Source organism: Streptomyces sp. NPDC014870, assembly GCF_043081505.1.
Classification (GTDB): Bacteria; Actinomycetota; Actinomycetes; order Streptomycetales; family Streptomycetaceae; genus Streptomyces.
The window spans coordinates 14,208-28,230 of the sequence record NZ_JBIBWQ010000014.1 but is presented as its reverse complement, the minus strand read 5'-3'; the positions used below and the strand labels follow the sequence as shown (position 1 = coordinate 28,230).

Genomic DNA, 14,023 nt, shown 5'->3' with positions numbered 1-14,023 from the left:
GGAACCTCAGCCGGTGACCGGACGACGGCCGCCCGCCCTGCGACGGCCGCCCGCCCTGCGACGGCTGCCCACCCTGCGGCGGTCGCCCGTCAGACGGTGGTCGCCGTGACGCGCTCGCTCTCCACCCGCTTGTCCAGCGACTCGGGGGCCAGCTGGTCCAGGTTCCGGCACAGGACGACGGACGCCCCGGCCGCGAGCGGCGCGTAGAGACCGGCGGAGAGCCCGTCCCAGCCGTCGTAGGCCCGGCCGGAGAGCAGCCGCGCCCCGGGAGCGAGGCCGAGCGCCTCGGCGTCCGCGCGGGCCCGGTCGACGAGCTGTGCGCCCGTCAGTTCCGTACCGTCGACGAGGAGCGCGGGTCCGTCCGCGTCCACCGGGACGAACGGGGCGAACCGGTCACCCTGGCTCGGTACCTCCACCGCGTAGTCCGCGTACCCGGCGGGCGGGGTGGGGAAGCGGCGGCCCAGCGGGGCGAGGGAGAGCGCGATCCGGTCCCCCGAGCAGGCGAGCCCGGCGTCGAAGGAGCCCGGTCCGGCGACGACGTAGTCGGCGTCCGCCGGTTCGCCGCCGATCTCGGCGACCACGCCGACCGAGGAGCAGGCCAGCAGCCAGACCGCGGTCTGCCAGTGCGCGGGCAGCAGCAGCGCGAGCCGGTCGCCGGGGGAGGCGGACAGCTCGCCCTGGAGCAGATTGGCCGTCTTGGCCACCCAATTGGCGAAGGTGGCCACGGACAATTCGACGCGCTCACCGGTGGCGTCGTCGTAGAAGGTGACCAAGGGGCGGGCGGGGTCCGCGGCGAGCGCGGATCGCAGCAGGTCGGCGGGGGTGCGGTCGCTGGCGTTCACGCGGGCAAGGGTACGCGGGCGGGGGTGCGGGGACCCGCCGTACCGGTGACACCGTCCTCCGGTCGGACCGACGGGCCGTCAGTTTCCGGCCCGGATCCCGCCGAGCGGAACGGGCCCGCGGTGCGGACGATCCCTACATGCGTGCCTACCTCGTCTCCTCGATCGCCGTCACGTGCGCGGCGGCTCTCGCCCTGCCGTTGTCCCTCGCGACGCCGGCGGCGTCGCACCAGCCGGCCGCGCTCGCCGCGAGACCGGACGCCGAAGTCGCCGGGTCCACCCAGTCCCTCCCCCTCCAGCCCCTGGAGGACGGCCGTCGGGCCATCCGCGCGCCGGGTGCCACGGGAGCGGTGCAGGGGCTGACCCGACGGGACGTCAGACCCTTCTCCCTCCTGGGGGTCGTCTGGGACGACGCCCGGGCGCACCTGCACGGCACGGTCCAGGTCCGCACCCGGGCGACCGGGACCGGGGGCTGGTCGGCCTGGCAGGAGCTGGAGGTCCACAACGACGAGCACGGGGCCGACCCCGGCACCGCCGAGGCCGTGTCGGGAGCGGTCCGCGGGTCCACCGCGCCGCTGTGGGTCGGCGACTCGGACGGCGTCGAGATCCGCGTACTCCCGGAAGGCGGCAGCGGTACGGGCCGCGGCCTGATCCCGTCGGGTCTCCGCCTGGAACTGGTGGACCCGGGGCAGGAGCAGGACCCGGCGCAGCAGCAGGAGCAGGGCCGGGACCGCTTCGACGCGCTCGACGGAAAGGCCCCCGCGGCCTACGGCGGGACGGTGTCGCACGGGAGCCAAGGGGTCCGCGCCGCCCAGCGGGGCCCGAGCGTCGAGGAGGCCGCGGCCTTCTCCGTGAACGCGCAGCTCGCCCCGGTCGGTACGGCCGTGATCCCGGCGGCCGCCGCGGCGAAGCCGTACATCGGACCGCGCCCGAAGATCATCACGCGCAAGGGCTGGGGGGCGAACGAGAAGCTCCGCGAGAAGGGCTTCGTCTACACCAAGTCGGTCAAAACGGCCTTCGTCCACCACAGCGCCACCGGCAACAACTACACCTGCAAGCAGGCGCCCTCCGTCCTGCGCAGTATCTACCGCTACCACACACAGAGCAGCGGCTGGCGCGACTTCGGCTACAACTTCGCCGTCGACAAGTGCGGAAACATCTACGAAGGCCGCGCCGGGGGAGTGTCCAAGCCGGTCCTCGGCGCCCACACGCTCGGTTTCAACACCAACAGCATGGGCATCGCCGTCCTCGGCACCTACAGTTCGACCAATCCGCCGGCCGCCGTGACCACCGCGATCGCTCGGCTGACGGCGTGGAAGCTGGGGCTGCACGGGGGGAATCCGAAGGGGAAGGCCACGCTCACCTCGGGTGGGGGGAACCGGTACAAGAAGGGCACGAAGGTCAAGTTCAACACCATCGCCGGACACCGTGACGGCTACGCCACGGCCTGTCCCGGAGCCCGCCTCTACGGAAAGCTCGGCACCACCCGTACCGCCTCCGCGAAGTACCAGGGGCGGCCGTGATGCGGTCGCCGGTCCGACCATCTGCATAAACTGACCGGTCATATCGCCCAGACGAGCGAAGACGGCCCGAACGGGCGATGAGACCGGCCCCGGACAGGAAGCAGAGACGACAGGTGACAGAAGCGATCCTCCTGGTCGGTGGCAAGGGCACACGGCTACGGCCCCTGACGGTGAACACGCCGAAGCCGATGGTTCCGGCGGCGGGCGTGCCGTTCCTGACGCACCAGCTGGCCCGGGCGAAGGCGGCGGGGGTGGACCACGTGGTCCTGGCCACGTCGTACCTGGCCGAGGTCTTCGAACCCCACTTCGGCGACGGGTCCTCGCTGGGGCTCAGCCTGGAGTACGTGACCGAGGAGGAGCCGCTCGGCACCGGCGGCGCGATCCGCAACGTCGCCTCCCGTCTGCACGCGGGCCCGGACGACCCGGTCCTCGTCTTCAACGGCGACATCCTGACCGGCCTGGACATCCGGGCCCTGGTCGCCGCCCACGGCGACTCGGGCGCGGACGTCTCCCTGCATCTGACACGGGTCGAGGACCCGAGGGCGTTCGGCCTGGTCCCGACGGACCCGACCGGGCGGGTGACGGCCTTCCTGGAGAAGCCGCAGACGCCCGAGGAGATCGTGACCGACCAGATCAACGCGGGCGCCTACGTCTTCCGCCGCTCGGTCATCGACACGATTCCGACGGGCCGCCCGGTCTCGGTGGAACGCGAGACCTTCCCGGAGCTCCTCGCCAGGGGCGCCCACCTCCAGGGCCTGGTGGACTCCACGTACTGGCTCGACCTGGGCACCCCCCAGGCCTTCGTCCGGGGCTCCGCCGACCTGGTCCTCGGCCGCGCCCCGTCCCCGGCGGTCCCGGGCCGCTGCGGCGACCGGCTGGTCCTCCCGACGGCCCGCGTCGCCCCGGACGCCAAGCTCACGGGCGGCACGGTCGTGGGCGCGGGCGCGGTGGTCGGCGAGGGTGCCCGCGTCACGGGCTCGACGCTCCACGCGGGCGCGGTGGTGGAACCGGGCGCGGTGATCACCGACTCCCTGATCGGGGCGGGCGCCCGCATCGGCGCGCGTACGGTCCTCACCGGCGCGGTCATCGGCGACGGCGCCCACGTGGGCGCGGACAACGAACTCCGCGAAGGCATCCGCATCTGGTGCGACACGACCCTCCCCCCAGGAGCCGTCCGCTTCTCCTCGGACCAGTAGCCGACAGCCGCCCACGGGAAGACCCGCACCTCTTTCATCCCAGTTGTACGGGTGGTGCGGGTGGGAAACGGCAAGCCCGGCCGGAGGCCGGGCGCAGCACCCGCCGGGCGCTACCCCGCCCGGCTACGCTCATACACATGGCCGGCCGCTTCGCACCCCGTACCCCCACGACCCGCACGACCGTGCGCGGCGGCCACATCCCCGTACCCGCCACGAGGGCGCCCGCCCCCGCGACCGGGGTGACCCGCCACTGGACCCCCGCCGCCCCCACGGACCTGGGCCTCACCCTCGGCCCCCTCCGCAGAGGCACCGGCGACCCCACCCTCCGTACCACCCCCGACGGCTCCGTCTGGCGCGCCGCCCGTACCCCGGAAGGCCCGGGCACCCTCCGCGTCGCCCTCCGGCACGGCACCGCCGAGGCCGAAGCCTGGGGACCCGGCGCGCAGTGGCTCCTCGACCGGCTCCCCCAACTCCTCGGCGCCGACGACGACCCCGCCGCCTTCGTCCCCCGCCACCGGCTCCTCGCCGCCACGCACCGCAGCCGCCCGGGCCTCCGCCTCACCCGCACCGGCCTGGTGATGGAGGCGCTGATCCCGTCGATCCTGGAGCAGAAGGTCACCACGACCGAGGCGTACCGCGCCTGGCGCCTCCTCGTCCGGAAGTACGGCGAACCGGCCCCCGGCCCCGGGGCGCAGCACCGTCTCCACGTGATGCCCGACCCCCGCACGTGGGCCCTGATCCCGTCCTGGGAATGGCACCGCGCCGGCGTGGACGACAAGCGCGCCGCCACCGTCCTCCGCGCGGTCAAGGTCGCCCGCCGCCTGGAGGAGGCCGCGGGCATGGAACCCGAACAGGCGCAGCAGCGGCTGGAGTTGATCCCCGGCATCGGACCGTGGACCTCCGCCGAGACGATCCAGCGCAGCAACGGCGCCCCGGACGCGGTGACGGTGGGCGACTACCACCTGCCCGGCATCGTCGGCTACGCCCTCGCGGGCGACCGCACCACCGACGACGCGGCGATGCTCGAACTGCTCGCTCCGTACGCGGGCCAACGCCACCGCGCGGCCCGCCTCATCCTCCTCAGCGGCCGGACCCCACCACGCAGGGCGCCGCGCATGACCCCGGGCGACATCGCGTCCCTCTGACCCGCCACGCACCCCCGAGGCGTCACCGCACCCCCGAGCTGCCACGCACCTCCGAGCCGCCACGCACCCCCGAGGCGTCACCGCACCTCGATGAACCGCCCCGCCTGCCGCGCCGGCCGCTCCTTCGGCGCCGCCGCCGCGTGACCGACCGCGACAGCGCCCATCGGGTCCCAGTCCTCCGGGAGCCCGAGGACCTCCCGTACGACATCGCGGCAGAACATCGTCGAGGACACCCACGCAGACCCCAGCCGCTCGCCCGCGAGCGCCACCAGGAAGTTCTGTACGCCGGCCCCCGCCGCCACCACGAACATCTCGCGCTCGGCCGCGTCCCGGCGCGGATCGCCGTAGTGGTGCGAGCCGTCCATGACCAGGCACGGCACCACCAGGTACGGCGCGTTCCGCAGCACGTCACCGCGGCGCACCCGCTTGGCGACGGACTCCTCCGACTTGCCGTCCCGCCGCAGGTCCGCGATCCACGCGTCCCGCATCGCGTCCAGCAGCCGCAACCGCGAGGTCTCCGACTCCAGGAGCACGAACCGCCACGGCGTCGTGTGGTGCGGCGCGGGGGCCGTGACGGCGGCGGCCACCGCGCGCCGTACGGCGCCGGGGTCCACGGCCTCGTCGGTGAACTCCCGGACCGTACGCCGCAGGGTCACCGCCTCCCGGACCGCCTCCGAGGTCCCGAGCCGGAACATGTCGTCGGCGGCGCCGCGCACCAGCGCCCTGGCGCCCTGCTCGACGGAACCGTCCACGACGTGCGGCAGTCCGCGCACGACGGCGACCGGCAGCCCGCTCGCCTTGCCCTTCACGAGGTCACCGGCGGCGGCCAGCTCGTCCGCCGTCGCGACGACCGTGGCGCTGAGCGGGTTGCCGTACGCGTCCGTGCCGCCGCGCAGGTCGTCCAGGACGCGTACCCCGGCGGCGCCGATGGCCACGTCGGTCAGTCCGCTGCGCCAGGGCCGCCCGAAGGTGTCCGTGACCACGACCCCGACGTCCACGCCGAGCGCGTCCCGCAGCCCTTCGCGGATCGCGCGGGCCGAGGCGTCCGGGTCGACGGGCAGCAACAGCACGGTCCCGGCGGGGGTGTTGGAGGCGTCGACCCCGGCAGCGGCCATCACCAGACCCTGCCGGTTCTCGACGATCCGCAGGGTGCCACGCCGCGCCACGACCCGTACGGTCTCGGCGTCGATCGCCTCCTCGCGGTCGTCGGCGGCGATCACCCGCCCCTCGGCCTTGCTCACGATCTTGGAGGTCACGAGCAGGACGTCCCCGTCCTCGAGACCGGGCGAGACGGAGGCGATCAGCTTGGCGAGATCGTCCCCGCTCCGCACCTCGGGCAGCCCGGGGACCGCCCACACCCGATACCCGAGCGCCCGCCCGCTCATGCCCGGACCTCCTCCGCCAGCGCCAGCGCCTCGCGCGCCATCGCCGCCGTCGCGTCCAGGTCCGTCATCATCAGCGGCACCGCACGGCAGCGGATCCCCGCCGACTCGACCTCCGCCACCGCGCCCGCGTCGACCGTGTCGACCAGCCAGCCGTCGAGCAGCCCCGAGCCGTAGTGCCGGGCCACCGCGGAGGCCGTGGACTCCACGCCCACCGCCGCGAGGACCTTGTCCGCCATGCCCCGTACCGGCGCGTCGCCGACGATGGGGGAGAGGCCGACCACCGGCACGTCCGCCTCGGCGATCGCCTCGCGGATGCCCGGCACGGACAGGATCGTGCCGACCGACACGACCGGGTTGGACGGCGGGAACAGGATGACGTCCGCCTCCGCGATCGCCTCCAGGACGCCCGGCGCCGGCTTCGACGCCTCCGCGCCGACCGCGACCACGGCCTGGGCGTCCACGGACGCCCGCAGCCGCACCCAGTACTCCTGGAAGTGCACCGCCCGCGACTCGCCGTCGACCTCGATCGCGACGTGCGTCTCGACGCGGTCGTCGGACATCGGCAGCAGCCGTACGCCCGGCTGCCAGCGCGCGCACAGCGCCTCGGTGACCGCACTGAGCGGATATCCCGCGGCCAGCATCTGCGTACGGACGATGTGCGTCGCGAAGTCGCGGTCGCCGAGGCCGAACCACTCCGGCCCCACCCCGTACGCCGCGAGCTCCTCCTTCACCGTGAAGGACTCGTCCTCCCGGCCCCAGCCCTGCTCCTCGTTGATGCCACCGCCGAGGGTGTACATCACCGTGTCGAGGTCGGGGCAGACCTTGAGACCGAAGAGATGGATGTCGTCACCGGTGTTGCCGACGACCGTGATCTCCGCGTCCGGCGCGGCCTGCTTGAGGCCGCGAAGGAAGCGGGCACCACCGATGCCACCGGCCAGAACCACAATGCGCATGCGGACAGTCTGTCAGGCGCGGCCTGCTCCTCTGAGGGGCGGTGGTCGGGCGACGATCGGGCTTGTCAGGCCGGTACGACACCGTGGGTCGTCGGGGCGCACTGAGCCCGCAGCGACTCGTGCATGGGCATCGACGTCAGGCCCGGGTAGTAGACGTGCAGGCTGACCGCCGGTTCGAGGGAGTCGTTGACGACCTCGTGGACGTACCCCGGCGCGAAGACCCGGGTCGCGCCCCCGTCGAGCTTCCGCACGCCCCGCTCCGTACGCTCCGTCAGTTCGCCCTGGAGGACGGTCAGGACGCCCGACGAGGCGCCGTGGTCGTGCATCCCGCTGCCCTGGCCGGGCACCCAGGAGAGCAGCCAGACCTCGTAGCCGGGGCCGGTGCGCAGCCGGTGGTACCAGCGGGCCGTGGCGTCGTACTCGACGTGCGGGGCCCACTGCGCGCGGTCGGCGGCGATGGAGCGGGCGAGGCCGACGAACTCGGCCACGGTGGCGGGGTGCTCGCGGGCGGGCTGCAGGAGGTGGGGGACCTCGAGGATGTCGCCGGCGATCTGAAGGTCGCTGTCGCTGTTCATGGGTGCGGTGGTTCCTCGGCAGTAACAGAAGTCGTGCAGGGGGGTCACACAGAAGCCGTGCAAAGAGCCGTGCAAGGGGTCACGCGGGGCAACGCGGAGACACAGAAGAAGTCGCTGGAGCTCGGGGGCGTCAACAGCTGGAACAGCAACAGCAACAGCGCGCCTGGACAGCGCTGCGGTACCCACGGGCGTGGGTCGCGGAGGGCGCTGAGGTCGCTGGCATGGCATCAAAGGTGACGGGCGGGCCACCCGACTGTCAACTCAATGCCCGTTTTGGGTGGAATGTTTCACCTCATCCGGTTACATCGTCTGGAGAAAGGTTTGTTCAGTCGCCGACCGGGAGACATGGCGCAACATCCGCGCCCGTAAACGCGGCCGGGGTCTTGTGATCAGACTGTGATCCGGATCGCTTCCGTGGCTGGATCGCAACAAGATCCACGCTCCGGACGTCTCTCTCAGCGAGAGGGGGCGGCGTGGTCAGGCCGGTGGCATGTGTCAGGTTTTTGGTGATTTGAACACTTTCCGCATAGCCTTGGTTCCGCAGAGTGAATACCGGGCCCAATAGCAGATTCCGGCTTGACTCGCACAGAGCACGAACTTGTAATTTCACTCGTGTCGTTCGGCCGGAATCGGTGACGGCCACACCACGGGGACGCGAAGACAGACGAGGGGCGCACATGACCGAGTTGTTCCAGGAACTGCTGGTCGAGGACGCGGACGAGGAACTCGGCTGGCAGGAGCGCGCGCTGTGCGCCCAGACCGATCCCGAGTCCTTCTTCCCCGAGAAGGGCGGCTCGACCCGCGAGGCCAAGAAGGTCTGCCTCGCCTGTGAGGTCCGCTCCGAATGCCTGGAGTACGCCCTGCAGAACGACGAACGGTTCGGGATCTGGGGCGGTCTGTCCGAAAGGGAACGCCGTCGCCTGAAGAAGGCCGCCGTCTGACCCGACGGCTCCGGCGCCACCGGCCCACCGGCGCGACCCACCGGTTCCAGCCACCCGCACTGGCCGACGGCGCCACCCACCCGCCGAACCGCACACACCCGTACACATCGAACGGTCCGCCCCCTGTGCTCTGTCCACAGGGGGCGGACCGTTTTCCTGCCAGCCGTTAGTGTGGGGCCCCGTCCGAGACGCACCCACGCCCCCCGCGGGCGACCCCCCCCGGCCGGAGGGCCCGTACCTCGATGTCCTCAACTCCTGAGTTCCCACGACACGTCGTCACCGCCGTGCTCGTCGCACACGACGGTGCCCGGTGGCTGCCGGACGCCCTCGCCGGGCTGCTCGCGCAGGAACGCCCCGTGCAGAACGTCATCGCCGCCGACACCGGCAGCGCCGACGACTCCGCGCGGCTGCTCGCCGACGCGATCGGCGCCGACCGCGTACTGCACCTGGCCCGCCGTACGGGCTTCGGCGCCGCCGTCGAGGAGGCCGCCCGCACCGCGCCCGTGCTCGGCCCCGAGGAACTCACGTACCTGAAGCGCCCCAGCGGTTGGGACCCGGTCAGCCGGACCTGGAGCGACGAGGCCGTCTACGACCTGCCCGAACTCCCGCACGGCGAGCCCGTGCAGTGGCTCTGGCTGCTCCACGACGACTGCGCCCCCGAGCCCGACGCCCTCGCCGAACTGCTGCGCGTCGCCGACGCGGACGCGTACGCCGCCGTCGTCGGCCCCAAGCTCCGCGGCTGGTACGACCGCAGGCAGCTGCTCGAAGCCGGTGTCTCCATCGCCCGCAGCGGCCGCCGCTGGACCGGCCTCGACCGCCGCGAGCAGGACCAGGGCCAGCACGACCAGGTCCGCTCCGTCCTCTCCGTCTCCAGCGCCGGCATGCTCATCCGCCGTGACGTCTTCGAGGAGCTCGGCGGCTTCGACCGCCGGCTGCCCCTCATGCGCGACGACGTCGATCTGTGCTGGCGCGCCCACGCCGCGGGACACAGCGTCCTCGTCGCCCCCGACGCCGTCCTGCGGCACGCCGAGGCCTCCGCCCGCGAGCGCCGCACGGTGGACTGCGCCGGCCGCTCCGTCGCCAACCCGCACCGCGTCGACAAGGCCGGCGCCGTCTACACCCTGCTCGTCAACAGCCGCGGCGCCACCCTGCCGTACGTCCTGCTCCGGCTGATCGTCGGCACACTCCTGCGCACCCTCGCCTACCTCGTCGGCAAGGTCCCCGGACAGGCCGTCGACGAGGTCATGGGCCTCTTCGCCACCCTGCTGCGCCCCGAGAAGATCCTCGCCGCGCGCAAGCGACGCAAGAACCCGGCCGTCGCCGCGAGCGAGCTCCGGCCGCTCTTCCCGCCGCCCGGCGCCACCGTCCGCGCCGCCGCCGAGCAGGTCGTCGCGAACTTCGGCGGCTCCGACGCCGATTCCGGCGGCTCGCGCCACGGCGCCGTCGAATCGGGACCCGGCGGCGACGACGCCGACTTCCTCGAACTCGAGCAGTTCGCCCGGCTGAAGAAGATCGCCCGCAAGCCCGGGCCCGTCCTCTTCGCCCTCCTCCTCGTCATCTCCGTCGTCGCCTGCCGCGGCCTGTTCGGCGGCGGCTCCCTCGCCGGCGGCACGCTGCTGCCCGCCCCCGGCACCGTCTCCGAGCTGTGGGGCCGGTACGCCGACAGCTGGCACGCCCTCGGCACCGGCGGCACCCAGAGCGCACCGCCCTACCTCGCGGTGCTCGCCGGACTCTCCGCGCTCTTCCTCGGCTCCACCTCGTTCGCGCTCACCGTGCTGCTCGTCTGCTCGGTCCCGCTGGCCGGCTTCACCGCCTACTTCGCGGCCCGCCCGCTCGTCGAGTCCGCCCTGCTGCGCGCCTGGGGCGCCATCGCGTACGCCTTCCTGCCCGCCGCCACCGGCGCGCTCGCCGCCGGCCGCCTCGGCACCGCGATCCTCGCGATCCTGCTCCCGCTGATCGCCCGCGCCGCCGTCGCCGCCTTCGGCCTCACCGCCACCGGCAGCGCCCGCGGCAGCTGGCGCGCCACCTGGGCGTACACCTTCCTCCTGACGTTCACGATGGCGTTCACGCCGATCGTCTGGCCGATCGCCGTCGTCCTCGGCATCGCCGTGCTCGTCCTGCGCCGCGACGACATCGCCGCCTACGGTCTGCGCTTCCTCGCCACCGTCGGCACCCCGATCCTCGTGCTCGCGCCCTGGTCGCTCTCCCTCCTGACCAGCCCGAGCGCCTTCCTGCGCGAGGCCGGGCTCGACATCCGTACGGGCACGGCCTCCGCCCTCGACCTGCTCGCCATCAGCCCCGGCGGCCCCGGCACCACGGGCGGCCTCCTGCTCATCGGCGTCGTCCTCGCCGCCCTGGCCGGACTGCTCCGCGAGGAGCGCCGGTCCGCCGTCCTCGCCGCCTGGGCCGCCGCCCTCGTCGGCCTCCTCTTCGCCGCGCTCTCCAACGGCGCCGGCGGCACCGGCTGGGCCGGCCCCGCCACCCTCGTCTACGGCACGGCGCTGCTCGCCGCCGGCATGGTCGGCGCCGAGTACGGCCGGACCCGCGTCGCCGCGCACGGCTTCGGCTGGCGTCAGCCGGTCGCCGCGCTCATCGCGCTCGCCGCCGCGCTCGGCCCGGTCGTGGCCGCCGTCGGCTGGATGATCGGCGGCGCCGACGGCCCGCTGACCCGCCGCGACCCCGTGCAGGTACCGGCGTTCGTCGCCGAGGAGAGCGACACCCGTGACCAGCCCCGCACCCTCGTCCTCGGCGGCAGCTCGCCGGGCGAGGTCGCGTACACCCTGGTCCGCGGCTCCGGCGGCCGCCTCGGCGACGCCGAACTGGCCGCGGCGGGTGGCGACGACACCCGCCTCGACAAGGTCGTCGCGCACCTGGTGGCGGGCTCCGGCGCCGACCAGACCGAAGAGCTCAGCGGGTTCGCCATCCGCTACGTCCTCGTCCGCGACGGGGCCCCGCGCGAGATGAGCCGAGTCCTCGACGCCACCCCCGGTCTCAGCAGGCTCAGCCAGCTCGACGGCAGCGCCCTCTGGCGCGTGGACCGCGAGGTCGCCCGCGCGATGATCGTCCCCGCGGCCAAGAGCGGCTCGTCCGGCGCCACCACCGGCGCCACCGACTCCACCGACACCACGGACTCCTCCGGCGCCACCGACGCGGCGACCAAGCCGGTCGCCGTCGCCGCCGGGCCCGTCGAGGCGCACACCGACATCCCGGCCGGCCCGGCGGGCCGCATCCTGCGCATCGCCGACCGCGCCGACGAGGGCTGGACCGCCACCCTCGACGGCAAGAGGCTGGAGAAGACCACCGTCGACGGCTGGGCCCAGGGCTTCCAGCTGCCCGCCGACGGCGGTCGGCTCGACGTCACGTACGACCAGCCGCTCACCCACACCCTGTGGATCTGGACCCAGGTCGGCCTCGCCGTCGTCCTGCTCGTGCTCGCCCTGCCCGGGCGGCGCCGCGAGATCGACGACGACCTGCCCGACGAGGAGGTCGTCATCCCCGCCCAGGCGATGGAGGGCGACGGCCGCCGCGCCCGCCGCCTCCGCGCCGCGGCGGAAGCGGAAGCCGCCCAGGACCAGGACCAGGCGGAACCGGCGTACGAAGCACAGCCCGAGTCCGAGGCGCAGCCCGAGCCGGTTCCCGTGCCCCAGGAGCAGCCGTACGCGGCCGGCGACTGGCAGCAGCAGGAGCAGTACGGGCAGCAGGGCTACTACACCCAGCCCCAGCAGTACGCCGACTACGGCGCCGACCCGTACCAGCAGCAGCAGTACGACCCGTACGCCCAGCAGGGCTACGACCCGCAGCAGCAACAGCAGCAGCAGGCGTACGAGCAGTACCCGCAGCAGGGCTACGACCAGCAGCAGCCCTACGACCCGTACGCGTACGGGTACGAGACCGAGCAGCGTCCCGACGGGAGCAGCAACCAGTGAAGCGCCCCACCCTCTCCCTGATCGCGGTCGCCACCGCCCTCGCCGCCGTCACCGGCTTCGCCGCCCTGACCGCGCCCGACGGCTCCGCCGCCCCCGAGGCCAAGGCGCCGACCACGCTGCCCGTGGAGCGCTCCAGCCTGCTGTGCCCGGCGCCCAGCAACTCCGAGGTGGCCGAGACGGACTACGTCTCGTACACCCCGGCGACCGCGAAGGCAGCGGGCTCCCCGGCCACCGGCTCCGGCTCCGCCGCGCCCACGGCCAAGGCCGAGCTGAAGGCCGCCGCGTCCGCCGCCACGCCCGGCGGCGCCACGGCGAAGAAGCCCGGCGCGGCCAAGGCCCCGGCCACCGTCACCGAGCCCGGCAAGCCCGTCGCCGCCGAGGCGAACGGCCCCACCGCCCCCGCCCTCACCGGCGCCGCCACGGGCGGCCTTGCCCCCGGCTGGACCGTCCAGCAGACCACCGTCGTCACGGCCGGCGGCGCACGCGGCCTGCTCGGCGTCGCCTGCACCGCGCCCGACACGGACTTCTGGTTCCCGGCCGCCTCCACGGCCAAGGAACGCCAGGACTACGTCCACCTCACCAACCCCGACGACACCGCCGCCGTCGCCGACATCGAGCTGTACGGCCCCGAGGGCCCGCTCAAGTCGCAGCTGAGCGAGGGCATCCCCGTACCGGCCCACTCCAGCGTCCCCGTCCTGCTCTCCACGCTCACCAGCCAGGCCCCCACGGCCGACGTGACCGTGCACGTCACGACCCGCAGCGGCCGCGTCGGCGCCGTCATCGGCGCCGCCGACGACAAGCTCGGCAGCGACTGGCTCCCGGCCTCGGCCGACCCGGCCGGCACCGCCGTCCTGCCCGGCATCCCGGCCGACGCGACCTCGGTGCGCCTGGTCGCGTACGCACCCGGCGAGGACGACGCCGAGCTGAAGATCCAGCTCGTCGGCGAGACCGGCACGATCGTCCCGGCGAGCGCGCAGGCCCTGCACGTGAAGTCGGGGATGACCGCGTCCGTCGACCTGCCGGACCTCACCCGCGGCGCGACCGGCTCCCTCCTGCTCACCCCGTCCGACCCGAAGAAGTCGACGCCGTTCGTGGCGGCGCTGCGCGTCACCCGCGGCAAGGGTGACAAGCAGGAGGTCGGGTTCATCCCGGCCACCGCCGCGATCGCCGCCCGCGCCACCGTCGCCGACAACCGCGCGGCGGGCTCGACGCTCTCGCTCACCGCGCCCGGCGAGGCGGCCCAGGTCAAGGTCACCGCGTCGGCCGGTACGGGCGGCGGCTCACCGGTCTCCAAGACCGTCACGGTCAAGGCGGGCACGACGGCGAAGGTCACCGACCTCGTCCCGGCCGGCCTCAAGGGCTCCTACGCCCTGACCGTCGAGCGGGTCTCGGGCGGCCCGGTCCACGCGTCCCGCCTGCTGGCGGTCCCGACGGACGGGATCCCGATGTTCACGGTCCAGTCCCTGGTGGACGACCGGGGCACGGTCCGGGTCCCCACGGCGCGGCAGGACCTCTCGGTCCTGGACGACTGAGACGACCG

The 14,023-nt window shown here is 73.8% G+C and carries 10 protein-coding genes; 6 read left to right on the top strand and 4 right to left on the bottom strand.

The features are described 5' to 3' along the window. Positions 1-89 precede the first annotated feature (89 nt). Positions 90-842, bottom strand: coding sequence for a TIGR03089 family protein (locus ACF09C_RS33700; protein ID WP_392097028.1), 753 nt, complete (start codon positions 840-842; stop codon positions 90-92). 137 nt (positions 843-979) lie between these two features. On the opposite strand from ACF09C_RS33700, the gene ACF09C_RS33695 reads away from it, so the two are divergent. From ACF09C_RS33695 to ACF09C_RS33685, 3 genes are all read left to right on the top strand, one after another. Continuing rightward, on the top strand, positions 980-2,362 hold the full coding sequence (locus ACF09C_RS33695) for a peptidoglycan recognition protein (protein WP_392097027.1): 1,383 nt from the start codon (positions 980-982) through the stop codon (positions 2,360-2,362). A gap of 113 nt (positions 2,363-2,475) precedes the next feature. Then, a complete protein-coding gene (locus ACF09C_RS33690) occupies positions 2,476-3,558 on the top strand; it encodes a sugar phosphate nucleotidyltransferase (protein ID WP_392097026.1) in 1,083 nt (360 codons plus the stop codon). A gap of 137 nt (positions 3,559-3,695) precedes the next feature. Then, complete coding sequence (locus ACF09C_RS33685) at positions 3,696-4,703, top strand: DNA-3-methyladenine glycosylase family protein (protein WP_392097025.1); 1,008 nt, start codon at positions 3,696-3,698, stop codon at positions 4,701-4,703. 77 nt (positions 4,704-4,780) lie between these two features. Here ACF09C_RS33685 and ACF09C_RS33680 read toward each other — a convergent pair whose 3' ends face one another. The 3 genes from ACF09C_RS33680 to ACF09C_RS33670 form a co-directional block, all read right to left on the bottom strand. Further along, on the bottom strand, positions 4,781-6,088 hold the full coding sequence (locus ACF09C_RS33680; RefSeq protein ID WP_392097024.1) for a coenzyme F420-0:L-glutamate ligase: 1,308 nt from the start codon (positions 6,086-6,088) through the stop codon (positions 4,781-4,783). Further along, positions 6,085-7,041, bottom strand: a complete 957-nt coding sequence (gene cofD / locus ACF09C_RS33675) for a 2-phospho-L-lactate transferase (RefSeq protein ID WP_392097022.1) — start codon at positions 7,039-7,041, stop codon at positions 6,085-6,087. The genes ACF09C_RS33680 and cofD overlap by 4 nt, the downstream gene beginning before the upstream one ends. A 65-nt stretch (positions 7,042-7,106) precedes the next feature. After that, a complete protein-coding gene (locus ACF09C_RS33670; protein ID WP_392097021.1) occupies positions 7,107-7,616 on the bottom strand; it encodes a cysteine dioxygenase in 510 nt (169 codons plus the stop codon). Positions 7,617-8,293: 677 nt separating this feature from the next. Between ACF09C_RS33670 and ACF09C_RS33665 the strand changes: the two genes are divergently transcribed. From ACF09C_RS33665 to ACF09C_RS33655, 3 genes are all read left to right on the top strand, one after another. Further along, positions 8,294-8,557, top strand: coding sequence for a WhiB family transcriptional regulator (locus ACF09C_RS33665; RefSeq protein WP_015033978.1), 264 nt, complete (start codon positions 8,294-8,296; stop codon positions 8,555-8,557). A gap of 242 nt (positions 8,558-8,799) precedes the next feature. Further along, on the top strand, positions 8,800-12,483 hold the full coding sequence (locus ACF09C_RS33660; RefSeq protein ID WP_392097020.1) for a glycosyltransferase family 2 protein: 3,684 nt from the start codon (positions 8,800-8,802) through the stop codon (positions 12,481-12,483). Then, positions 12,480-14,015 carry a DUF5719 family protein gene (locus ACF09C_RS33655; protein WP_392097019.1) on the top strand — a complete coding sequence of 512 codons (1,536 nt, stop codon included), beginning with the start codon at positions 12,480-12,482 and terminating at the stop codon, positions 14,013-14,015. The genes ACF09C_RS33660 and ACF09C_RS33655 overlap by 4 nt, the downstream gene beginning before the upstream one ends. Positions 14,016-14,023: the final 8 nt, after the last annotated feature.

Coding starts and splice junctions, on each gene's coding strand:
- ACF09C_RS33695 (WP_392097027.1), top strand. CDS start 980: ATGCGTGCCTACCTCGTCTCCTCGATCGCCGTCACGTGCGCGGCGGCT.
- ACF09C_RS33685 (WP_392097025.1), top strand. CDS start 3,696: ATGGCCGGCCGCTTCGCACCCCGTACCCCCACGACCCGCACGACCGTG.
- ACF09C_RS33680 (WP_392097024.1), bottom strand. CDS start 6,088: ATGAGCGGGCGGGCGCTCGGGTATCGGGTGTGGGCGGTCCCCGGGCTG.
- cofD (WP_392097022.1), bottom strand. CDS start 7,041: ATGCGCATTGTGGTTCTGGCCGGTGGCATCGGTGGTGCCCGCTTCCTT.
- ACF09C_RS33670 (WP_392097021.1), bottom strand. CDS start 7,616: ATGAACAGCGACAGCGACCTTCAGATCGCCGGCGACATCCTCGAGGTC.
- ACF09C_RS33665 (WP_015033978.1), top strand. CDS start 8,294: ATGACCGAGTTGTTCCAGGAACTGCTGGTCGAGGACGCGGACGAGGAA.
- ACF09C_RS33660 (WP_392097020.1), top strand. CDS start 8,800: ATGTCCTCAACTCCTGAGTTCCCACGACACGTCGTCACCGCCGTGCTC.